Origin of the sequence: Brevundimonas sp. G8 (assembly GCF_902506205.1) — a bacterium.
In the GTDB taxonomy this organism is placed as follows: domain Bacteria; phylum Pseudomonadota; class Alphaproteobacteria; order Caulobacterales; family Caulobacteraceae; genus Brevundimonas.
Genome location: NZ_LR732816.1, coordinates 1,014,629 through 1,036,699, shown reverse-complemented (window position 1 = coordinate 1,036,699; position 22,071 = coordinate 1,014,629). Strand labels below are relative to the sequence as shown.

Sequence of the window (22,071 nt, the reverse complement as noted above, 5' to 3'; positions counted from 1 at the left end):
TTTGGCGCGATTGGAGGCCGATGAGGCCACAATGAGGCGCCGCGACTACCATGCCGGGACGCTTGGCCGCAACGTCGCGCGCGCGATTGGGGGGCGCGCTTCGCCTTGCCTCACCCTATATGACACCGTAATCACGCCAGACAACGTTTGACGCGCCCGTCGTTCGCTACAGGAATCTCCCCTTGAACATACCTGTCCAGTTCCAGGTCGTCGTCTTCGCCTTCATCGCGGCCTTCGTGCTGTTCCAGCTCTATAATGTCCTGGGCAAGCGGGTGGGCCGCCAGCCGCAGGAAGACGCCAAGGCCGTCCTGCCTGGCCCGGCGCCGGCCGACACCGCCAAGATCCCGGCCATCGACCCCGCCACCCTGGCCTCCATCGCCACCCTGAAGGCGCGTGATCCGGCCTTTGATCCGGCGCGGTTCCTGGATGGGGCGCGTCAGGCCTATGAGACCATCGTGCGCGGCTATGCCGCCGGCGACCGGGCGGCGCTGCAGCCGCTGCTGAAGCCCAATGTCATGGCCTCGTTCGAAGCGGGCATCGCGGCGCGCGAGACGCGCGGCGAGACCGAGGCGGTCGAGTTCCTGTTCCCGCCCCGCGCCGATCTGGAAGGCGCCGTCGCCGAGGGCGACCGGGCCGTGGCCAAGGTGCGGTTCCTGGCCGAGCTGCGCAGCCGCGTGACCAAGGTCTCGGGTGAGCCCGCCGACGTCGAGAGCGGCGAGCCGGTGATCGAGGAGCGTCGCACCGCCGAACACTGGACGTTCGAGCGCACTCTGGGCGCGGCCGATCCCAACTGGGTCCTGGCCCGCGTCGAGCCGGCCAACGCCTGATGTCCGCCTTGCGCCAGTTTGGCGCCTGGCCGCTGCTTGCGGGTTCGCTGGCCATCGCGGCCTGCTCGACCGGGCCCATGACGCCGGTCGCGCCAGTGGGGCCGCAGACGGGACCTGTCCCCTATACGCCGTCCCCGACGCCCGGGGGCCAACCGGCCACGCCGTCCAACGCGCTTAGTCCCGCTGTCCTGCCGGGCTGGAGCGAAGAGGATCACCTGGCGGCCTTCCGCGCCTATCTGGATGGATGCGGCGCAGCGCGCGATACGGCCGCGCGCGCCGTCTGCGGACGGGCCAAGGCCATGGCGACGACCACCACCGTCACGCCTTCCGACGCCCGCGCCTTCTTCGAGGCCAGTTTCAGTGCGGTCCCGGCCGCGACGGCGGACGGCCGGCCCGGCCTGCTGACCTCCTATTTCGCGCCCGAGTATCCGGCGCGACGCCGGCAGGACGCCGAGTTCTCGGCCCCTGTCCTGCCCAAGCCCGCCAACCCGCGCGGCGCCGGCGACCGGGCCTATATCGAATCCGCCGCCCGACCGGATCAGGCCCTGGCATGGATGCGGGCCGAGGACCTGTTCTTCCTGCAGATCCAGGGCTCGGGCTATCTGACGTTCGAGGACGGGACGCGCGGCCGGGCCGCCTATGCCGCCGACAACGGCAAGCCCTTCGTCGGCATCGCCCGGCCCATGGCCCAGCAAGGCCTGCTGCCTCAGAACGGCACCTCGGGCGACGCTATCCGGGGCTGGCTGGCGAACCACCGTGGCTATGAAGCGCAAGCCGTCATGGCGCTGAACCCGCGCTACATCTTCTTCCGGCTGGACGGGGACGACGACGGCCATCCGGCCGGCGCGGCGGGGATACCTCTGACCGAGCGGCGCGCCATCGCCGTCGATCCAGCGCACTGGCGCTATGGCGAGCTGATCTGGCTGGAGGCGGACGGCGGCAATCTGCGCGGCGCCACGGCCAGCTATCGCGGCCTGGCCATGGCGCTGGACACGGGATCGGCCATTCGCGGGCCTGTGCGGGCCGACCTCTATATGGGACGCGGCGACGCAGCCGGGGCCGAGGCGGGGACCGTGCGCCATCCTTTAAGGATGTGGCGACTGGTCCCGAAGGGCTAGGCCCCTCCCCTCAAGCCAGGTCTTCGATCTCTTCCTCGGACAGTTCGCCGGGGACGATGGTGACGGGCAGCTTGCGACCGCCCAGCTGGGCGCCCTGTTTGATGATGGCCGAGACCAGCGGGCCGGGGCCGCGCGAACCGGTTCCCGCCGCAAGGACCAGGATCTTGATGTCGGGATCGGCGGCGACGACCTTCTTGATCGCGGCCTGGGCCTCGCCGCGTTCGATCAGGAAGACCGGAGCGGCGCCGGAACGGGCCATGGCGTCTTCGCCCAGCCGGTTCAGCAGGATTTCCGCCTCTTCGCGCTGCTGGCGTTCGATCTCTTCGCGCACGCCCGACCAGTGGGCGTCGCTGTCGGTGGGCAGGACGCGCAGCATGACCACGCGCCCGCCCGTCGATTTCGCCCGGCGCGAGGCGAACCGCAGGGCGGCCTCGAACTCGGGACTGTCGTCGACGACGACGAGGAATTTTCTCGGCATGGCAGCCTCCCCAGCCTGATCAAGGGCCGAAGAGGCCGTGAGACGCCCGCTTCGTCAAGCGCCGAAGACGATCGCTCGCCTATCCGTTCATCGCCGCCGTCGCCAGGTCGCGGATCGTCGCGTTGGCGATGGTCAGTTTGGCGAAGGTCCAGCCCGAGCCGGACTGTTCGATCTCGTCCACCGAGGCGCGCACGCCCTCGACCGCTGCCTGTTTGGAGCCGATCCAGGCGTCCACGGCGCCCTCGGCCGCATCCTCGCTGACGCCAACCGACGGATCGGAGGCGCGGGCGACGGCGCGGGTCAGGGTCGCTTGCTCGTTCATCAGATCCTCGATCAGGCGACGGACAGCCAGACGATCGAAATGATCCGCAGACGGAATGGAGCCGGCGGCGGCGCGCAGACGGTCGAAGTCGAAGGCAGCCCCGACCTGGTGATACAGCCGCGCCATCGCCGCGACGGGCCAGTTGGCTTCCTGGGCCAGGTCGCCGATATCCGAGGCGGCGACCAGCGGACGCATGATGGCGATGCTGCGCGTCAGATCCTCGGGCGCGCCGTGGTCGGCGAAGGTCTTGACCCGCGCGTCCAGACGTTCCTGTTCGAAGCGCGACAGGACCAGAGAGCCCTCGGCCTGGAGCGCGTCGGCGATCGGACGATAACGGTCGATCAGGGCCTGGACCGAGACGCCGCCCTTGGCGCGGCGGGCCAGCCAGAAGGTCTGGCGGCGCAGGACGACGGCGATCTCCTGATAGAGGGCCGTCTGAGCCTCGGCCGAGATTTTCAGGTCCAGGGCCGAGACGGCGTCCCAGGCCTGGTCCAGGCGGAAGACGCGACGCGCCGCCTCGAAGGCGATGATCAGGGCGGTGGTGTCGCATTCCGCCGAACCGCGGAGGCGGTCGGGGAAGGTCGGGCCACACATGTTGACGACTTCGTTGGCCATGACGGTGGCGATGATCTCGCGCCGCAGCCGGTGGCTCTTCATCTCCGGCTCGAACCGGGCCAGGGCGTCGGGGAAGTAACGAACCAGGATCTGTTCGAAGAAGGGATCCTCCGGCGCTTGCGAGGCGACGATGTCGTCCGACAGCTCCAGCTTGGCATAGGCCATCAGGACCGCCAGCTCGGGCCGGGCCAGCGGAATGCCGGCGGCCATCAGTTCCTTTACACGGGCGTCGTTGGGCAGGCCCTCGACCTTGCGGTCCAGCTTGCCGCGCGCCGACAGGGCCTGCATGAACCGCTGCTGGGCATCCAGGGCGCCGACGCCTTCGGCCTGTTGCAGGGTCAGGGCCAGGGTCTGGTCGTAGTTGTGGGCCAGCACCTTCAGGCCAACCTCGTCGGTCATCGACGCCAGCAGGGCCGGACGCTCCTCGACCGGCAGTTCACCATTGGTCACGGCCGAGCCGACCAGGATCTTGATGTTGACCTCGTGGTCGGACGTGTCGACCCCGGCGGAGTTGTCGATGGCGTCGGTGTTCATCCGGCCGCCGGCCTGTCCGAAACCGATACGGCCGGCCTGGGTGAAGCCCAGGTTGGCGCCCTCGCCCACCACCTTGACCCGCAGTTCGTCGGCATTAATGCGTAGGGCGTCTGTACCCTTGTCGCCGACCTGGGCGTCGGTCTCGGCGGCGGACTTCACATAGGTGCCGATGCCGCCCAGATACAGTAGCTCGGCCGGCGCCTTCAGGATGGCGCGGATCAGGCTGATGGGATCCAGCACATCGTCGGTGATGTCCAGCGCCGCCTTGATCTGAGGCGTAAGCTGGATCGACTTGGCCGAACGCGAGAAGACGCCGCCGCCCTCCGAGATCAGGCCCTTGTCATAGTCCTGCCAGGACGAGCGCGGCAGGTCGAACAGGCGCTTGCGCTCGGTCCAGCTGGCCACATGATCCGGGTTCGGATCAATGAAGATGTCGCGGTGGTCAAAGGCCGCGACCAGGCGCGTGGCCTTGGACAGAAGCGCGCCATTGCCGAAGACGTCGCCGGACATGTCGCCGACGCCGACCATAGTGAAGGGCTGGGTCTGGATGTCCTTGCCCATTTCGCGGAAGTGGCGCTTGACCGCCTCCCAGGCGCCGCGCGCCGTGATGCCCATGGCCTTGTGGTCGTAGCCGATGGAGCCGCCGGACGCGAAAGCGTCGCCCAGCCAGAAGCCGTAGGAGGCCGAGACGCCGTTGGCGATGTCGGAGAAGGTCGCCGTACCCTTGTCGGCCGCCACGACCAGATAGGGGTCGTCGCCTTCCCACGCGATCACATTGGCCGGATGGGTCACCGAACCGTCGGCGGCGATATTGTCGGTGATGTCCAGAAGGCCGGACAGGAAGGTGCGATAGGCGCGGATGGCCTCGCCCTGAATTGCCTCACGATCCGTCGTGCGGGGCAGTTGCTTGGGATAGAAGCCGCCCTTTGAGCCGACGGGCACGATGACGGCGTTCTTGACCTGCTGCGCCTTGACCAGGCCCAGCACCTCGGTGCGGAAATCATCGCGCCGGTCCGACCAGCGCAGGCCGCCGCGCGCGACGGGGCCGAAGCGCAGGTGGACGCCCTCGACGTGCGGCGCCCAGACGAAGATCTCGCGATAGGGTTTGGGCAGGGGCAGATCGTCCAGCTCGCGCGAGGCGATCTTGATCGCGATGTGCGGCTTGGGCTCGCCGTCGACGTCCAGCTGGAAATAGTTGGTGCGCTTGATCGCCCCGATCAGGGCGGCGATGCGGCGCAGGGCCCGGTCGTGATCCAGGCTCTTCACGTCCTGAAGCAGGGCGACGATCTTGTCGTTCAGCTCGGCGACGGCGGGGGCGCGGTCGTCGGCCGAGCCGCCGCCCGAGAGTGTAATATGCGGCTCGAACTTGGCCTTGAACAGCGACAGCAGGGCGCGGGCCACGTCGGGATATTCGCGCAGGGCCTCTTCCTGCACCGTCTGCGACGGGTCGAGGCCGGTCTGCTGGCGATAGTGGGCCAGGGTGCGGATCAGGGCGGCCTCGCGCCATTCGACGCCCAGTTCGATCACCAGGCGGTTGAAGCCGTCGCTCTCGTTGCGGCCGGTCCAGACGGCGGCGAAGGCCTGTTCGAACGGCACCTTCACGTCGTCGAAGATCAGCGCCTCGCCGCGTGGATCCTCCATCAGGAACTCGTGGACGTGGATCTCGGTCTCGCCTGTCGGCCGGATCGGATAGCCGTACTCCTCCAGCGTCTTCAGGCCCATGTCCGCCAGGATCGGCAGAACGTCGGACAGCGGCACGGCCGGACCGCGACGATAGAGTTTGAATCGGAACTGCAGGCGGCTGTCGTCAATGGAACGGAAGGCGCGCACGGCGACGGCCTTGCCCTCGCCCGGCAGACCGGTCTCGTTCAGCCGGTTCACATATTGCAGATCGACCGCGGCCTCGTCGGCGTCATAGCGGTCGCGATAGGCGGTCCCGAAGGCGCGGGCCCATTGAGCGCTGAGCGGTCCGACAGCGACTTCCTCGACGCCCGAACGACGCAGGGCGCCTTCGAAACGATCGATCCAGCCGCGTCCGGCCTCGGCGACATCGGCCTCCAGCTGAACCGGATCGGGGATCGGATGCTCGCCGGGGTTCACGCCGATGATGTAGTGGACCCGGACCAAGGGTGCGTCCGACAGTTGCGGATACCAGGCCGAAATCCGGCCGCCCCAGGCGCGGGCGACGATCTGGCCGATCCGTTCGCGCACGGCGGAATCGAACTTCTCGCGCGGGATGAAGCACAGGACCGAGACGAAGCGGTCGAACGGGTCCTGACGCGAGAACAGGCGGATGCGCGGCCGGTCGTAGAGGTGAAGGATGCCCAGGGCGATGGACAGCAGTTCGTCCTCGGTGATCTGGAACAGCTCGTCGCGCGGGTAATTCTCAAGGATGTTCTTGAGGCGTTTTTCGTTGTGGCTTCCGGGCGCCTTGTCGGCGCGGGCCAGGGCGTTGGCCACCTTGCGACGCAGCAGCGGCACCTCGGTCGCCAGTTGGTCGTAAGCTTCGGAGGTGAACAGGCCGACGAAACGGGTCTCGCCCGTCGCTTTGCCGTCCGGGCCGTAACGCTTGACCCCGACATAGTCCATGTAGGCGCGGCGGTGCACACGCGAGCGGGCGTTGGCCTTGGCCACTGTCACAGGCTCGCTGAGGTCCAGCTGACGACGCATCTGACGCGTCAGGACCGCCGGCTCGGACGCGCGGCGCAGAACGGTGCGTTCGGGGTCGGCCAGAATGCCCAGGCCGTCGGTGGACAGACCCAGGGGCGCCTCGGCCTCATAGTCGCCGTCGGCGTTCAGCGGATAGTCGTAGTCGCGCGCGCCCAGGAAGACGAAATGGTCGCTCTTCAGCCATTTCAGGAAGGCGATGTTTTCGGCCAGCACGGCGGGATCGACCGACGGCGGGGTCGCCTCCAGCCGCTGCACGGCCTGGCGCATCAGGGCCGTCATGGCCTCGTGGTCGGCGACGGCGGCGTGGACGTCGGACAGGCTCTGGGCCAGGCCCTCGCCGAGAACGTCGCGACGCTCCTGCGGCACGCTGTCGATGACCAGCATGATGATCGACAGGCGACGGCCGTCCAGTTCCACCACCGGGTGGAACAGGGCGCGCACCGAAACCCCGGCCTCGGCCAGGGCGCCCATGACGCTGTCCACCAGGAAGGGGGCGTCCGCCTGGACAATGCGCACCAGGTCATAGTCCAGCGCCTTGCCGTCCGCGCCCTGAAGCGGGCCGACGGTGATGGCGGGCGCCGCGGCGTCGTTCGGATAGGTCTTGGCGGCGGTCCAGGAGGCGGCGAGCAGGGCGGCGAGATCCTCGCCGCTCAGCTCGGGCGTCTCGTCAGCGGCATAGTCCTCATGCGCCTGGGTCAGATAGGCCTGTTCGACTGCACCGGGCCCGGTCCCAACGATCTTGGCGAAGGCCGCCTCCAGCGCGGCCTTGGTGATCGGCTGAACGGAGGATTGGCGCAGATCGGGGGCGGTCATGGACGAGCAGTCTCGAACAACGCGGCAGAGCCGCAAGAAATGCGGCGCGACGCGGCGCCACCCCCGCTGACTAGGCCAGGTCCGGTCGCTCGGGAAGCCCCTGGCGACCGATCGTTGTGATGATCAGCGATCAGGTTGGAATTATTGTGCAGCGCCACAAAGCAGAAAGCCGCCGGACTGGGGGAGTCCGGCGGCCTGCGCGAGCGGCGCCTGGAGGGGAGGGGAGGGCGCCGGTCTCGCTTCGCTGCGGTTCGGAGGGGGAGTGTCCCGCAGCGTCGAAAACAAAAATGGGAAGCCCGTTTCGCCGTTCAAGAGCGAGGGTCGGGGATTCTTCGCGACATTTTGGCCTCTGTCCGGCGCCGACCGCTGGCGTGGACAACGGATTTCGATGCTATGCGTTGTGAGGGGTCAACGGTGAAGCTGGAGCACCCGATCATATGCGTCGCTTTCTTCTGGGATCGATCGTGGCGGCCATAGTCGGCCTGTTGCTCGCGGGTGCGGGATACTGGGCCTACTGGAACTTCTATTCGCGGTTTCAGCCGGTCACGATCAGCCGCAATCAGGCCGAGGTTCAACAACTGCTCGACGAGGCCTCGTGGGTGTCGGACGGCAGCGGCGGGCAGGCCCTCTATATCGTCACCTATCGCGACAGCGCCTCGGCCCATCGCTATGAGCGCGACGAGGTGGCCAAGCTGAAGGCCGCAGGGATCGAGACCCGGTTCATCCTGTTCGCCCGCCCCGATCTGGAAGGCGCGCCGCAATCGACGGCGGCGGAGCGCGCGACGGTCGCCGAACTTTGGCTGACGCGCGACTGGCCCCTTTACGAGCGCTGGATGGCCACCCCTGCGAACAGCTGGACCGCCGCCGGTCTGCCCCAGGCCGACGGCAATCTGGCGCGCACGGCCGTGGTCGAGGCCGGGCGCCGGTTCGACGAACGGCTGAGCCAGCTGCTCAAGGAGTCCGGGGTCAAGATCAGCTATCCGCTGATCCTGTGGCGCGACCAGAACGGCTTCCTGAAAGCCTGCGGCTGCGCCGACCATCGCGCCTGGGCCTTCATCCGCGACGATGTCGGGGCGCCGGATCGACTGGGGGAGACGAAAGGCGACGCCGCCCCACCCGAGGCCGAGGCCGAGACCGAAGTTCCGACGGCGCAAGGCGAGGCGCCAGCCATGCCTTATCCGGCGCTTCCGGCTATTCCGCCGGTGAACGCCCCAGATGCGAACGCGACGCCGACGCCGGGATCCCCTCAGGCCCAGCCCGGCCCGCCGTCTCGACTGAACCGACCGGGTTCGACGCCCCGTGCGGCGCCGGCCCCCACCAAGCAGGACGACACGACCTTCTATTGATCAGAGGGTGCGGCAGGCGGCGATCAGGCGATCGACGTCCTCGGCGTCCTGATACAGACCGAAGCCGAATCGGATCACGTCGTCGCGCACATCAGTGACCACGTTCGCCTGACGAAGACCGGCGCACCAGGCCTGAGCGTCGGGGTGACGAAGGGCCAGAAAACGAGCGCGCGGGGTGTCGCCGACCACCGGGTTGAGGATTTCCGCCTGGTCCAGCACGCCGGCGCGGCCGTCCTGGGCCGCCGCCTGGAAGCGGCCCGCCAGATCACGCGCGTGGGCGGCGACGGCGGCGGTGTCCAGACCCTGATCCTCCAGCATCCGACGCGCGGCGTTGAACCGATAGATAGCCGAACAGTCGAAGGTCGCGCCCCAGAAGCGGCCGCCGTCGTTGCGATACTGAACCCCGCCGGGCGGGCCCGACAGGTCGCCGAACTCCGCGAACCAGCCGGTCACCACGGGGCGCGGACAGAAGCCGGGCGGGGCGTGCAGGAAACAGGCCCCCTCGCCCGCCATGGCGTATTTATAGCCGCCAGCGACATAGAAGACCCGGTCCGCCACCGCCGACAGGTCGGTCGGGGTCGCCATGAAGCCGTGATAGCCGTCGATCAGCACCCAGGGCCCTTCGGGCCGGGCCAGGGCGGCGAGATCCTCGATCCGGTCGAACAGCCCCCCGGTGCGGAAGAAGACCTGACTGACCACGATCCAGTCGTAACCGCCCTTAGCCGCCTCGGCGACGAAGCGGTCGGCGAAGGTGTCGAAGGGGGCCAGGGGCACGCGCGTGACCACCGCCGCGCCGATCTCCTCCCACCGCTCGGCCTGACGGCGGAAGGAATGGAATTCGCCGTCCGTCGCCAGGATGCGGGCCGGCGTCGTCTCCACGCCCGAGAACAGGCGCAGCAGGAAGTCATGGGTGTTGGACGAGAAGACGATGCTGTCGGGCGACGGCAGGCCCAGCTCGGCGGCGACCTGAGCCTGGGCTTCGGGGATCACTTGGCCGAAGACGAGGTCCCATTTGTGGTCGGCGTGCAGATTGGCGTCCAGCCAGGCCTGCTGCTGCGCCTCGAAACTGGCGTCGGGCCACAAATGGTGGCTGTGGGCCGCGAAATGCAGCCGCTCGGGGGCTGCCGACAGGGCGCGTGAAAATAGGGATTTGTAGGTCATGACGAACGAACCATATCGGCGTCGATCAGGCGAGCGCTATGAATGACCCGTCGAATCCGAACGTGGTCCGGCTCGACGACATAGAAGATGAAATAGACGCCGTGCTTCACCAGGCGGAGGCCTTCGCCGAGGTGTTTTGCAAGCGGATAGAGGCCGGGATCGTCACCGATCGCATGACAACGTTTACGCAGTTCCAGACCAAGCGATCGCGCGCGAACCGGACTGTCGCCTGCGATGTAGATCACGATCTTTCTTATATCCCGCTGGCTGGCAGGCGACAGGACGGCCTTCATTCCGCCTTTGCCGACGGATGATGCAGGGCGCCGATTTCTTGATCGAGACGATCAAAAAACGCGTCGGCGTCCATGCCTTCGCCTTCCGCCCCCTCTGCTAGGAGCGTGCGCAAGTCTTCAGATGAGAGCTCTGCGGGGCGAGCGCCGTCCAGCCAATGCGCCAGCGCATCCAGCACCAAGGCATCGGTCGAAGCATAGGCGCCGGCTCCAACGGCGGCTCGGATGCCGTTCGCCATCTCGACCGGAACCTCGGCCGTTATCCGTTCCAGCTTGCCCATCGCGGTCTCCTTTCGATCAGGATCGTCCAGAGACCGCGCCGAGGCAAGCGGCGCAGCCTAGACCAGCGCCCCGTGGCAGTGTTTGAACTTGCGGCCCGAGCCGCAGGGGCAGGGGGAGTTGCGGCCGGTCATTTCCCAGCCGGGGGGCAGCATCTCGATCGGCAGTTTCGAACGGTCGTCGCCGATCAACGTGCCTTCCGGGTTCTGGGCCGACGGATTGGCCATCTCGTTCTCGCCGGTGCCGGGGTTCAGGTGGATTTCCTGGAACTCGGGCAGTTCGGGCGGGGCCTGGAAGCGGAACTCGACCGTCATCAGCCAGCGCGTCACGTTATGACGCAGGTCGTAGAGCAGGCTTTCGAACAGGGAGAAGGCCTCGGTCTTGTATTCGTTCAGCGGGTCGCGCTGGCCGTAGCCGCGCAGGCCGATGACGCCGCGCAGGTGGTCCAGGTGGACCAGGTGCTCGCGCCACTGCATGTCGATCATCTGCAGCATGAACTGCTTTTCGAGGCCGCGCGTCTGGTCGGCGCCGATCTGTTCCAGGCGCTCGGCGGCGCGGGCGTCGGAGGCGGCCAGAAGCCGGTCCTCGATCTCCTCGTTCGAGACGCCTTCCTCGGCCGCCCAGTCGTGCAGCGGCAGCTCCAGGCCCAGAGTCGAGCGGACGCGCTCGTCCAGGCCGTCGATGTCCCACTGCTCGGCATAGGCCTTGGGCGGCATGTAGCGTTCGACCAGGTCGGAGACCACGTCGCGGCGGAAATCGCCGACCAGTTCGGACAGGTCCTCGGAGTCCATGAACTCCTGACGCTGCTCGAACACGGCCTTGCGCTGGTCGTTCACGACGTCGTCGTATTTCAGCAGGTTCTTGCGGATGTCGTAGTTGCGGGTCTCGACGCGCTTTTGGGCCGTCTCGATGGCGCGGTTCAGCCAGGGGTGGGTAATGGCCTCGCCTTCCGCGACCCCGAACGTCTTCATGATCGAGTCCAGACGGTCGCCGGCGAAAATGCGCAGCAGGTCGTCCTCGCAGGACAGGTAGAATTTCGAGGTGCCGGGGTCCCCCTGACGACCGGTGCGGCCGCGCAGCTGGTTGTCGATCCGGCGGCTTTCGTGACGTTCGGTGCCCAGGACGAACAGGCCGCCGGCGTCCAGCGCAATCTTCTTCTGAACGGCGATGTCGGCCTTGAACTGGGCCTCCTGGGCCACTTCCATTTCGTGGGTGACCTCGACAGCCATATTGCGCTGTTCGAGCATCCACTTCTGCATCTTCATTTCGAGGTTGCCCCCGAGCTGAATGTCGGTACCGCGGCCGGCCATGTTGGTGGCGATGGTCACCACGCCCGGTAGGCCGGCGTCGGCGACGATATAGGCCTCTTGCTCGTGCTGACGCGCGTTCAGGACGGAGTGCGGGATGCCGCGAAGCTTGGTTTCGTAGGTGATGTCATAAGCGGCGTCGCCGATCTTCTCGGCTTCCTTGGCCTTGCCCGCATATTCCGGCTTCAGCGCGCGCGAGACCTCGACCTTGTATTCGAACTTGCTCAGCAGGTCCGATAGCTGTTCTGAACGCTCGATCGAGACCGTGCCGACCAGGATGGGTTGACCCGCCAGGTGGCATTCAGCGATCTGTTTGGCGATGGACTGGTTCTTCTCGTCGTGGGTCCGATAGACCTCGTCGTCGAAGTCCTTGCGCTGGATCGGACGGTTGGTCGGCACCTCCAGCACGTCCATCTTGTAGATGTCGCCGAACTCCTGCGCCTCGGTCGCGGCCGTGCCGGTCATGCCCGACAGCTTCTGGTACAGGCGGAAATAGTTCTGGATCGTGACCGAGGCCAGGGTCTGGTTCTCGGGCTGGATCTTGACGTCTTCCTTGGCCTCGATGGCTTGGTGCAGGCCTTCGGACAGGCGGCGGCCGGTCATCATGCGGCCGGTGAATTCGTCGATCAGGACGATCTCGCCGCCCTTGATGATATAGTCCTTGTCGCGCTGATACAGGGTGTTGGCGCGTAGGGCCTGGTTGGCGTGGTGGACCAGGCTGATGTTGGCGGCGTCATACAGGCCGGTGGTGTCGGCGGCGAAATGCCCGCCGCTTTCCAGCGACTCTTCGATCCGCTCGGAGCCCAGCTCGGTCAGCAGGACCTGCTTCTGCTTCTCGTCGAGCTCGAAGGTCTCCTTGTCCTTGATCAACTCTTTGATCAGGCCGTCGAGCACCTTGTAGAGGTCCGAACGGTCTTCGGTCGGTCCCGAGATGATCAGAGGCGTGCGCGCCTCGTCGATCAGGATGGAGTCGACCTCGTCGACGATGGCGAAGTTGTGCGGACGCTGCACCATCTCGCGCCGATCATAGACCAGGTTGTCGCGCAGATAGTCGAAGCCGAACTCATTGTTGGTGCCGTAGGTGACGTCGGCGTTGTAGGCTTGCTGGCGCTGGCCCTGGCTGAGGCCGTTGACGATGACGCCGACCTCAAGACCCAGGAAGCGATAGACCTTGCCCATCGTCTCGGCGTCGCGGCGGGCCAGGTAGTCGTTCACGGTGATGACATGCACGCCCTTGCCAGGCAGGGCGTTCAGATAGACGGGCGCCACGGCGACCAGGGTCTTGCCCTCGCCGGTCCGCATCTCGGCGATGCCGCCCTCGTGCAGGATCATGCCGCCGGCCAGCTGCACATCATACTGACGTTGGCCCAACACCCGCTTGGACGCCTCGCGCACCACGGCGAAGGCCTCAGGCAGGATCTTGTCCAGGGTCTCGCCGTTCGCCACACGGTCGCGGAAGGCGTCGGTCATCATCCGCAATTCGTCGTCGGACAGGGCCGCGAACTTGGGCTCCAGCGCATTGATGCGCTGGGCGTGGTCCTGGAAGGCCTTGACCTTGCGGTCGTTGGAAGAGCCGAAAAGTTTCTTGGCGAAGCCGAGCATGTTGGATCCGGTAAGCGGTCGAGCGTCTGCGAGCTGAGCGGCTCTGAAATCCCGTGAGGGGCGGCGATACGGACGCCGCGAGAGAGGCCCTGAACGATCACGGCCCCGGAGCGCCGCATCAGGCGCGCGCGAAGGGCCGCGCAGACGATCAAAACCCCTCGACTTGGGCGCAGGCGGGACTTAAGCACCGGCCTAACCCCTGTCAACGCGAGGGGCTTTCGGCCGCCTTCGACGGAGCGCCCCCTTGACCCCCTTCCGGCGACCTTCCAGCATCCTGACGACAGCGCTTTTGGCCGCGGTCCTTTCGACGGCCGCCTGTTCGCGATCCGGCGACGACCGGCCGCCCGAGCAGGGCGACCAGGCCGTGGCGACGGTGCAGGACGAGACCATCTGGGCGTCGGACGTGAAGCGCGAGGCGGTGGCGCAGGGCCTGATCGGCGAGGGCGAGACGCTGGATGCGACCTCGGATCTTTTCCGCCGCGTGCTGGATGAGGTGATCGACCAGAAACTGCTGGCGGGCGAGGCGCAACGCCGCCGGCTGGATTCGTCGCCCCTGGCGCAGCGGCGTCTGGATGCGACCCGCGAACGGATCCTGGGCGACATGCTGGTCGAGAGCGTGGTCAACAAGGCCGTGTCCGACCAAGCGGTGCAGACCCTCTATAATGAGCAACTGCGGCTGGCGAAGACCTCTGAAGAGATCCGCGTCCGCCTGATCCTGTCACGCACCAAGCCCGAGGCCGAGGCCGTGATCGGCATTCTGGGCCAAGGCGCCGGGTTCGAAGCGGTGGCGGCGGAGCGGTCGGTGGACGAGGCGACGCGGTTCTCGGGCGGCGACCTGGGCTATTCGACGCTGGACGTCATGCCCCAAGCCTATGCCGACGCCCTGCGCGACAAGCCGGCAGGTTCGACCGTCGGCCCGTTCCAGACCGAGGGCGGCTGGGCCGTGCTGCGGGTCGAGGATCGGCGCAAGGAGAACCCGCCGACGCTGGAGCAGGCCCGTCCGCAGATCGTGCGCTATCTGACCTATGAAGGCGTGCGCCAGTTGCTGGAACAGCTGCGAGGCAAGGCCAAGGTCGATGTCCGCCTGCCTGCACAGTCGCCGGCCGCCGCCTCCACGCCTGCCCCGGCATCCACCCCGTCTCCCGCACCGGCCGCCTGACATGACCAAGCCCCCCTCCACGACCGGCCAGAAGATCGAGCATGCGTTTGAAAAAGCGCTGGACCCGTTCGCTACGGCCCTGAAGCGCGCGACGCGCACCCCCGGCTCGGACACGGCCGTCGCGGCGGCTGCGCCCGCCGCCGGCAAGCCCGGCCTGTCCATCTCGCCCCTGGCCGTGCCCTTCCCGACCATTCCCCCCATCGGCGGAGTAGAAATCGCCACCGCCCGCGCCGGCTTCTACAAGCACGAGCGCGACGACCTTGTGGTGTTCCATTTCGCGCGCGGCACCAGCTGCGCCGGGGTGTTCACCCGCCACAAGATCGGCTCTGCGCCCGTGGACTGGTGCAAGAAGCATCTGGCGGGGCCGGACGGCGGCAAGGACGTGCGGGCCCTGGTCGTCAACGCCGGCTGCGCCAACGCCTTCACCGGAAAGGCCGGCGCCGACGCGGCGCGCCGCACGGCCTCGGAGGTCGCCAAACGGTTCGGCTGTCGTCAGCGCGACGTCATGCTGGCCTCGACCGGGGTGATCGGCGTGGTGCTGGACGAAAAGAAGATCGTCGCCAAACTGCCCGAGATCGAGCACGGGCTGGACGCCGACGCCTGGGCCAGGGCCGGTCGGGGCATCATGACCACCGACACCTTCCCCAAGGGATCGTATGCCGAGGCCGAGATCGAGGGCTACAAGGTCCGTATCGCCGGCATCGCCAAGGGGTCGGGCATGATCGCGCCGGACATGGCGACCATGCTGGCCTTCATCGTCACCGACGCCGACATCCACCCCAATGTGCTGCAGGCGCTGCTGGGCCTGCACGTCCGCACCACCTTCAACAGCGTGACGGTGGACGGCGACACCTCGACCAACGATACGGCATTGCTGTTCGCCACCGGGACCTCGGGCGCTCCGCGTATCGGGCGGGTGGGGGATCGCCGCCTCAAGAGCTTCTCGGCCGCTCTGGACAAGGTGATGCTGGACCTGGCGCACCAGCTGGTGCGCGACGGCGAGGGCGCGACCAAGTTCGTCAAGGTGACGGTGGACGGCGCCGCCAGCCCGGCATCTGCTCGAAAGTTGGCCAAGTCCATCGCCGATAGCCCCCTGGTAAAGACCGCCATCGCCGGCGAGGACGCCAACTGGGGCCGGGTCGTCATGGCGGTTGGCAAGACCGAGGAGCCGGTGGATCGCGACCGCCTGGGCATCAGGTTCGGCCCCAATGTCGCCGCCGTCGACGGCGCGCCGTCAGCGACCTACGACGAGGCCAAGATGAGCGCCTATATGAAGAAGCCGGAGATCGACATAACCGTCGATGTGGGCGCGGGCCGGGCCTCCGCCACCGTCTGGACCTGCGATCTGACCAAGGGCTACATCGAGATCAACGGCGATTATCGCTCATGAGCGACGCGCCGCTTCCCACTGTCCTGGTCGTCGCCGTCGCCTTGATCGATGTTGACGGACGGGTGCTGATCGCCAAACGGCCGCAAGGCAAGAAACTGGCCGGGCTTTGGGAGTTTCCGGGCGGCAAGGTCGAGCCGGGAGAGCGGCCGGAACAGGCCCTGATCCGCGAGCTCAAGGAAGAACTGGGCATCGACGTCAGCGAAAACTGTCTGTCGCCGTTCGTTTTCGCCAGCCACGCTTACGATTCGTTTCACCTGTTGATGCCATTGTATCTGTGCCGACGGTGGGACGGCGTGGTCACGGCGCGTGAACACGACGGCTTGGCCTGGGTGAAGCCGAACACGCTTTCGGACTATCCCATGCCGCCGGCGGACGAACCCTTGGTCGCCTGGTTGCGCGACCTGCTTTGATCACCGCCGACCAGGGAGGCCGGCCATGCGACGTCTTATCGGCCGGTTCCTGCGTAACGAGAGCGGGGCCACCTCAATCGAATACGGCCTGATCTGCGCCCTGATTTTCCTGGCGATCGTCACCTCGATCAGCGCGCTGGCGAACACCCAGAACGGCGGCCTGGCCGTGACGGTGCAAAAGCTGTCCGCCGCTATGCAGGCCGCGATCGGCGGCTAATCCGGCTCTTCGCCCGTCATTTCCTTTACGCCCAGGACATCGGCCAGCCGCGTCTTGGCCGAGCCGCGGGGCAGAGGCTTCTGCTGGCTCTCGTGCGGTTTCCAGCCGGCCAGGTGGATGATCTCGAACGTCGCCGGGATGCGGCCGTCGGACTGGGCGTGGCGTTCGGCGTATAGAGCGGCGGCGCGGGCGGCGATGCGGCGGTTCAGCGGTCGGACCGATCCATGCAGCACATTGGTCTCGCCCATGGCGCGCAGGTCGCGGATCAGGGCGAACAGGTCTGCGTAGCGGACGCTGAACCGGTCGACGTCGGAGACGGGCAGGGCGAAACCGGCGCGCTGCAGCAGAGCCGCACCGTCATAGCCGTCGGCAAAGGGCGAGACCCGCGCCTGGGCGCCGCCGCGTTCCTCCAGTTCGACCTCGGTCAGGATCGCCCGAAGTTCCTTCAGGGTGCCCGCGCCAAACAAGGTGCCGATGAACAGACCATCCGGCTTCAGCGCGCGCCGGATCTGGGCCAGGGCGCCGGGCAGGTCGTTGGCCCAGTGCAGGGTCAGCAGCGAGACGATCAGATCGGTCGATCCATCCTCCAGCGGCAGGGCTTGCGCGCCCGGCGCCGCGCGTTGGGCCAGGGAGACGGGCGTCAGGATCGGTCCCACGCGACCTGCGGCGTCGCTGGACCTGACCGCGCGCTCGAACACCCCTGGGTGGGCAGACAGATCGACCGCAACGGGAAAATCGCGCAATATGGCTTCCAGGCTCTCTGCGGCGTTGGCGGCGGCGCGGGCGTGGAGGAAGTCGGCCTGGTCGAACCGGGCGGCGGACCGCGCCAGCCGCGCCTGACGCCGGGCGGCGTCGAAGATGCGCGGGGGGCCTTCGGAAGGGGATTGGGGGGCAGTCATGGACGAACAGGATGGGGGCTGGCGGCGCGCCTGGGAAGGGGCGGGGCGACAGTTGCGCGGCGCCGGACGCGGATTGGCGGATCTGATCCTGCCGCCGATGGCGCATGACAGCCGCGAGGCGACGGCTGCGGCCGGTCTGACGCCGGACGCCTGGAGCCGCATCCGGTTTCTGGAGGCGCCGGTCTGCGACGGGTGCGGGGCGGCGTTCGAATATGACGGCGGCGCCTTCGCCGAGGACCGCTGCACAGCCTGTATCGCCCAGCCCTATGTTTTTCAGCGGGCGCGAGCGGCGTGTCTGTACGACGAGGCGTCGCGGGGGCTGATCCTGAGGTTCAAGCACGGGGACCAGCAGCAGTTCGCGCCCCTGTTCGCCCGCTGGATCGGCCGGTCCGCCGCCGATCTGGTCGAGGCGGCCGATGCGGTCGTTCCCGTGCCGCTGCATCCGTTGCGCCTGCTGTCACGCCGCTTCAACCAGGCGGCCGAGATCGCCCGACCGCTGGCCCGCGACGCAGGCCGCGACTATCTGCCCGACTCCCTGGTCCGCACCAGCCACACCACCAGCCAGGGCGGCAAGAGCCAGCGCGGGCGGCGTCTGAACGTCAGGAAGGCCTTCGCCGTGACCGAGGTCGGGCGGCGTCGCATCAGAGGGCGGCGCATCCTTCTGATCGACGATGTGTTGACCACGGGCGCGACCGGAGACGCCTGCGCGCGCGCCCTGCTCGACGCCGGAGCGCGCGGCGTGGACTTGGCGGTCATCGCGCGGGTGCGAAACGCCCGTGAACTGACTATGTAACCCCTATCGCTCCCCGCGCGGCGGCTCGCCGCCTGGGACATATCGTTCTGGAGACCTGATTTGGCCGACGTCGTCATCTACACCAAGCCCGGCTGCCCCTATTGCTACAGCGCCATGGCGCTGCTGAAGAAGAAGGGCGTGGACTACACCGAGATCGTCGCCTCGAACGATCCCGACAAGAAGGCCGAGATGGTCGAGAAGTCCGGCGGCCGCATGACCTTCCCGCAGGTCTTCATCGGCGGCCAACACGTCGGCGGCTCCGACGACGTCCACGCCCTGGATCGCGACGGCAAGCTCGACGCGCTTCTGGCGGCCTGATCCCGTGAGCGGCGGGCTCGACATCGCCCTGATCCAGACCCGCACGCCGGCGACGGCTGAGGCGGCGTTGGCCCATGTCGAGCCCCTGATCCGCGAAGCGGCGAAGGGCGGAGCGAAGTTCATCCTTACGCCCGAGGGGACCAATGTCCTGGAACAGCGCCGGGACCGTCGCGACGCCGCGATTACCACCGAGGACGCCGATGTCGTCGTGGTGGGTCTGCGTCGTCTGGCGGCGGAACTGGGCGTTTGGCTGCTGATCGGCTCAGCCATCGTGAGGTCCGGCCATGCCGGAGACGGCCGCGCCGCCAATCGGTCGCTGTTGATCGATGCGTCCGGTGGGATCGTCGCCCGATACGACAAGCTGCACGTCTTCGACGTGAACCTGCCGAACGGCGAGACCTATCGCGAGAGTGCGACGGTGCGGCCGGGAGACGGTGCGGCGGTCGCGGACACGCCCTGGGGTCGGCTGGGACTGACCATCTGCTACGACATCCGCTTTCCCCATCTGCATCGCCAGCTGGCCAAGGCGGGGGCGTCGATGATCGCGGTCCCTGCCGCTTTCACCGCCCCGACGGGCGAGGCGCATTGGGAGACTTTGCTGCGCGCTCGCGCCATCGAGACGGGCGCCTTCGTCCTGGCGCCGGCGCAAGGCGGGCTGCACGAGGACGGTCGCCGCACCTGGGGCCGGTCCACCGTGGTCGGACCCTGGGGCGAGATCATCGCCAAGGCGGATCATGACGACCCTTGCATCGTGACGGCGAAGCTGGACATGGAGGCGGTGGCCCGCGCGCGAGCGGCGGTGCCTGCCCTGACCCACGATCGCGATTTCCTGCCCGCCGTTTGATTGTCCCATGATCCGCTACGCACTGAAATGCGACCAGGCCCACGAGTTCGAGGCCTGGTTCGGCTCCTCGTCCGACTTTGACGACCAAGCGGGGCGCGGCCTGGTGGAGTGCCCGTTCTGCGGCTCGCATTCGGTTCAGAAGGCGATCATGGCCCCGGCCGTCAGCAGCGCGCGCAAGGCCGATCCCGCGTCGGATGTCGCCGCCAAGATGCAGACCCTGATGATGACCGCCGCCCGCGAGGTGCGCGCCCACGTCGAGGCCAACTTCGACTATGTCGGCGACACGTTCGCCCGCGAGGCCCGCGACATTCACGAGGGCAAGTCGGAGAAGCGCGAAATCTATGGCGAGGCGACGCCCGCCGAGGTGAAAAAGCTCAAGGACGACGGCGTGCCGGTTTCCGCCCTGCCCGACGCCCCGCCGAACCCATCCAAGGTCAACTGACATGGCCTCGGGGGAGGAACGGTATCAGGAGTTCGCGCCGCCGCCGGCCTTACGGCCCTTCGTCCGCGTCATCTGGACCTATGACGCGCCCGATCCGACGCCGACCATCCAGCGCATCGCGCCCGACGGCTGTCCCGAGCTGATCTTCGACCTGGGCGCACCTTATGCCGAACAGGGCGACGACGGCGAATTCCGCCTGCAGCCCACGGCCCTGTTCGCGGGGCAGATGACCCGGCCCCTGGTCATGCGGCCGACCGGCCCGACCGAACTGGTCGCCGTGCGGTTCGAACCCGATGGCGCACGGGGATTTCTGGGTCGGCCGCTGAGCGAGGCGACCGACCGGCGGCTGGACATGGTCGAGCGGCTGGCCGGATTCACGGCCCCAACCGGGGATTCAGAGGGTCAGGTCGCGGCCATCGCCGCCTGGCTGGAGGCGCAGAGGCTGGGCGCGGGCTGGACGATCGACCCCATGATCCGCGCCGAGATCGAAGACGCCGCGGCCGAACGCCCGGCGCGGGTCCGATCGGCATCCGAACAGCGCGCCGTTCAGCGCCGGTTCGCGCATCGAGTGGGGGTGTCGCCCCGCTTGCTGCGTTCGATCTTTCGCTTTCGTCGGGTGTTCGACCACGCGGCCCAGCCGGACGGCGAGACCGAGGGCTGGCTGGCGGCGGGGCTGGAGGCCGGATATTTCGATCAGCCGCAGATGGCGCGCGACTTAAGACGCTTTCTGGGCTGCACCGCCACAGACTGGGCGCGAGAACAGCATGAACTGGCCCGCGCCATTGCGTCGCAAACCTACAAGCCGTCGGGGCCGCATCCGGTCTAGCCTGCATGCCTCGACTAGAGAGGGATGACGACCATGCTGACCCCGCTGCTTCTCGCCGCTGCGCTTCACGCGGACCTGCGACCCGACTTGGGCTGGATGTCCGGCTATTGGCTGTCATGCGAGCCGGAGCGCGAGGTGTCGGAGACCTGGACCGATCCGCGCCTAAACCTGATGCTGGGAACCTCGCTGACGGTGCGCGGCGGCCGGGCGGGATGGGAGCTGTCGCGCATCGCGCCGGTCGATCCGACCCCGGCGGCCCCTCTGGCCTATTTTGCGCATCCCGAGGGGCAGGCCGCGACCACGTTTCCGGTCATCGCATCCGGCCCGACCCGCGTGGTGTTCGAACAGGCGGCGGACGACGACTTTCCCAAACGCGTCGTCTATGAACGCGAAGGCGATGTCCTGAACGCCCGGATCGAAGGCGTGATGGACGGTCAGGAAAGGATCATCAGATGGCGTTTCCAGAAGGCGGAACTGAACGCGCGCTGCCCGACCCAGTAACGGGGCTAAACTGGCGACCCATGCGGCCGACCGACATCGACGCCGTGGTCGAGGTCGCGCGCCTGTCCTTCCCGGACCATTTCGAGGGCCGATCCTGTTTCGAAAATCGGCTGGCGCTCTATCCGCGCGGCTGTTTCGTGCTGGCGGATACGGATGGCCCGGCCCGGGGCTATCTGATCGCCTATCCGTGGCGGGCCGAGAGCGCGCCGCCGTTGAACACGGTGATCGAGGGCCTGCCGGCCGAACCGGCCCTGATCTATCTGCATGACCTGGCCCTGCATCCCGAAGCGCGGGGCGGGGGCGTCACGGGCCGGATCATCGAGCGGCTGGCCGAACAGGCGACCGAGGACGACTGGCCCGCCATCGCCCTGGTCGCGGTCAATGATGCGGTCGGCTTCTGGTCCCGGCACGGTTTCGTCGAACAGCCGGCCGAGGCCATGGCGGCGAAACTCGCCAGCTACGGTCCCGACGCCCGCTATATGCTCAGGCCGCTCTAGGAACGATTCAGCGCTGTCTGACCACCCGCCCGCACGAAGTCCAGGCGGCTGGACCGGGGCAGGGCGTTGTATGCCCGACGCCTCATCTCCCGCTCGCACACCAGGGGGTCGCCCACAGAATTCGGGGTCAGAAAGGCGCGGTGCGCGGCGCACCAGTCACGACTGGCGACCCGAATGCGTCCCGCCAACATCAGCGCATCTCCCGGTCGAGCCATCTGCAGGCCCTGGGCATCGACATGCATGTCCGGCGCCTCGCCAGCGAGCAAAGCGCCAGCCACCATCAATTCCAGCATCACGCCCATCGTCACAATCTCCCGCATCAGAAGAGCCTGCCTTCAGGCCCTCGCTGGAAAGAGGAGACGTCCGACGTCATCGGATGCGGCCCTGCGGATGAAATATCGGTAAGCTTGGAA

The 22,071-nt window shown here is 67.6% G+C and carries 22 protein-coding genes; 14 read left to right on the top strand and 8 right to left on the bottom strand.

Going from position 1 to position 22,071, the window contains the following annotated elements:
• Positions 1–188: 188 nt before the first annotated feature.
• Both timA and CHRYSEO8AT_RS05100 read left to right on the top strand, forming a co-directional pair.
• Positions 189–827 (top strand): TIM44-related membrane protein TimA, encoded by a 639-nt coding sequence (gene timA, locus CHRYSEO8AT_RS05105; RefSeq protein WP_159851624.1) that lies wholly within the window; start codon positions 189–191, stop codon positions 825–827.
• The gene (locus CHRYSEO8AT_RS05100) at positions 827–1,945 is read left to right on the top strand and encodes an MltA domain-containing protein (protein WP_159847168.1); all 1,119 of its coding nucleotides are present in this window, start codon (positions 827–829) and stop codon (positions 1,943–1,945) included. Before timA ends, CHRYSEO8AT_RS05100 begins: the two co-directional genes overlap by 1 nt.
• A gap of 10 nt (positions 1,946–1,955) precedes the next feature.
• Here the strand turns inward: CHRYSEO8AT_RS05100 and CHRYSEO8AT_RS05095 are convergent, their stop codons facing one another.
• Positions 1,956–2,423, bottom strand: a complete 468-nt coding sequence (locus CHRYSEO8AT_RS05095; protein WP_159847165.1) for a universal stress protein — start codon at positions 2,421–2,423, stop codon at positions 1,956–1,958.
• A 79-nt stretch (positions 2,424–2,502) separates the two neighbouring features.
• Positions 2,503–7,377, bottom strand: a complete 4,875-nt coding sequence (locus tag CHRYSEO8AT_RS05090; protein ID WP_159847162.1) for an NAD-glutamate dehydrogenase — start codon at positions 7,375–7,377, stop codon at positions 2,503–2,505.
• A 437-nt stretch (positions 7,378–7,814) separates the two neighbouring features.
• Here CHRYSEO8AT_RS05090 and CHRYSEO8AT_RS05085 point away from each other — a divergent pair, with 437 nt between their 5' ends.
• Positions 7,815–8,723, top strand: a complete 909-nt coding sequence (locus CHRYSEO8AT_RS05085) for a hypothetical protein (protein WP_159847159.1) — start codon at positions 7,815–7,817, stop codon at positions 8,721–8,723.
• Here the strand turns inward: CHRYSEO8AT_RS05085 and CHRYSEO8AT_RS05080 are convergent, their stop codons facing one another.
• From CHRYSEO8AT_RS05080 to secA, 4 genes are read right to left on the bottom strand one after another with little or no spacing between them, the layout of a single operon-like run.
• Entirely contained in the window at positions 8,724–9,884 is a 1,161-nt protein-coding gene (locus CHRYSEO8AT_RS05080; RefSeq protein ID WP_159847156.1) for an aminotransferase class V-fold PLP-dependent enzyme, read from the bottom strand. It abuts the gene before it with no gap.
• Positions 9,881–10,177, bottom strand: coding sequence for a type II toxin-antitoxin system RelE/ParE family toxin (locus CHRYSEO8AT_RS05075; protein ID WP_159847153.1), 297 nt, complete (start codon positions 10,175–10,177; stop codon positions 9,881–9,883). The genes CHRYSEO8AT_RS05080 and CHRYSEO8AT_RS05075 overlap by 4 nt, the downstream gene beginning before the upstream one ends.
• Complete coding sequence (locus CHRYSEO8AT_RS05070) at positions 10,174–10,455, bottom strand: hypothetical protein (RefSeq protein WP_159847150.1); 282 nt, start codon at positions 10,453–10,455, stop codon at positions 10,174–10,176. The genes CHRYSEO8AT_RS05075 and CHRYSEO8AT_RS05070 overlap by 4 nt, the downstream gene beginning before the upstream one ends.
• 57 nt (positions 10,456–10,512) lie before the next feature.
• Positions 10,513–13,362, bottom strand: coding sequence for a preprotein translocase subunit SecA (gene secA / locus CHRYSEO8AT_RS05065; protein WP_159847147.1), 2,850 nt, complete (start codon positions 13,360–13,362; stop codon positions 10,513–10,515).
• 289 nt (positions 13,363–13,651) lie between these two features.
• Between secA and CHRYSEO8AT_RS05060 the strand changes: the two genes are divergently transcribed.
• From CHRYSEO8AT_RS05060 to CHRYSEO8AT_RS05045, 4 genes are read left to right on the top strand one after another with little or no spacing between them, the layout of a single operon-like run.
• Entirely contained in the window at positions 13,652–14,521 is an 870-nt protein-coding gene (locus CHRYSEO8AT_RS05060) for a peptidylprolyl isomerase (protein ID WP_236547428.1), read from the top strand.
• 1 nt (position 14,522) lies between these two features.
• Positions 14,523–15,911: a bifunctional glutamate N-acetyltransferase/amino-acid acetyltransferase ArgJ gene (gene argJ / locus CHRYSEO8AT_RS05055; protein ID WP_159847144.1), complete on the top strand. Its 1,389-nt coding sequence runs from the start codon at positions 14,523–14,525 to the stop codon at positions 15,909–15,911.
• On the top strand, positions 15,908–16,321 hold the full coding sequence (locus tag CHRYSEO8AT_RS05050) for a (deoxy)nucleoside triphosphate pyrophosphohydrolase (protein WP_159847141.1): 414 nt from the start codon (positions 15,908–15,910) through the stop codon (positions 16,319–16,321). Before argJ ends, CHRYSEO8AT_RS05050 begins: the two co-directional genes overlap by 4 nt.
• 25 nt (positions 16,322–16,346) lie before the next feature.
• Complete coding sequence (locus CHRYSEO8AT_RS05045) at positions 16,347–16,538, top strand: Flp family type IVb pilin (protein ID WP_159847137.1); 192 nt, start codon at positions 16,347–16,349, stop codon at positions 16,536–16,538.
• Here the strand turns inward: CHRYSEO8AT_RS05045 and CHRYSEO8AT_RS05040 are convergent.
• Positions 16,535–17,437 carry a methyltransferase domain-containing protein gene (locus tag CHRYSEO8AT_RS05040; RefSeq protein ID WP_159847134.1) on the bottom strand — a complete coding sequence of 301 codons (903 nt, stop codon included), beginning with the start codon at positions 17,435–17,437 and terminating at the stop codon, positions 16,535–16,537. The two genes, CHRYSEO8AT_RS05045 and CHRYSEO8AT_RS05040, sit on opposite strands and share 4 nt — an antisense overlap.
• On the opposite strand from CHRYSEO8AT_RS05040, the gene CHRYSEO8AT_RS05035 reads away from it, so the two are divergent.
• From CHRYSEO8AT_RS05035 to CHRYSEO8AT_RS05005, 7 genes are read left to right on the top strand one after another with little or no spacing between them, the layout of a single operon-like run.
• Positions 17,436–18,230, top strand: a complete 795-nt coding sequence (locus tag CHRYSEO8AT_RS05035; RefSeq protein ID WP_159847131.1) for a ComF family protein — start codon at positions 17,436–17,438, stop codon at positions 18,228–18,230. The genes CHRYSEO8AT_RS05040 and CHRYSEO8AT_RS05035 overlap by 2 nt on opposite strands.
• Before the next feature lie 60 nt (positions 18,231–18,290).
• Positions 18,291–18,548, top strand: coding sequence for a glutaredoxin 3 (grxC, locus tag CHRYSEO8AT_RS05030; RefSeq protein ID WP_159847128.1), 258 nt, complete (start codon positions 18,291–18,293; stop codon positions 18,546–18,548).
• 4 nt (positions 18,549–18,552) lie between these two features.
• A complete protein-coding gene (locus CHRYSEO8AT_RS05025) occupies positions 18,553–19,392 on the top strand; it encodes a carbon-nitrogen hydrolase family protein (RefSeq protein WP_159847123.1) in 840 nt (279 codons plus the stop codon).
• 7 nt (positions 19,393–19,399) lie between these two features.
• Positions 19,400–19,834, top strand: coding sequence for a DUF1178 family protein (locus CHRYSEO8AT_RS05020; protein ID WP_159847120.1), 435 nt, complete (start codon positions 19,400–19,402; stop codon positions 19,832–19,834).
• Position 19,835: 1 nt separating this feature from the next.
• Positions 19,836–20,660, top strand: coding sequence for a DUF6597 domain-containing transcriptional factor (locus CHRYSEO8AT_RS05015; protein ID WP_159847117.1), 825 nt, complete (start codon positions 19,836–19,838; stop codon positions 20,658–20,660).
• Positions 20,661–20,693: 33 nt separating this feature from the next.
• The gene (locus CHRYSEO8AT_RS05010; RefSeq protein ID WP_236547427.1) at positions 20,694–21,161 is read left to right on the top strand and encodes a DUF6265 family protein; all 468 of its coding nucleotides are present in this window, start codon (positions 20,694–20,696) and stop codon (positions 21,159–21,161) included.
• Positions 21,162–21,181: 20 nt separating this feature from the next.
• Positions 21,182–21,658: a GNAT family N-acetyltransferase gene (locus CHRYSEO8AT_RS05005; RefSeq protein WP_159847111.1), complete on the top strand. Its 477-nt coding sequence runs from the start codon at positions 21,182–21,184 to the stop codon at positions 21,656–21,658.
• Here CHRYSEO8AT_RS05005 and CHRYSEO8AT_RS05000 read toward each other — a convergent pair.
• Entirely contained in the window at positions 21,655–21,978 is a 324-nt protein-coding gene (locus CHRYSEO8AT_RS05000) for a hypothetical protein (RefSeq protein WP_159847108.1), read from the bottom strand. The two genes, CHRYSEO8AT_RS05005 and CHRYSEO8AT_RS05000, sit on opposite strands and share 4 nt — an antisense overlap.
• Positions 21,979–22,071 lie beyond the last annotated feature (93 nt).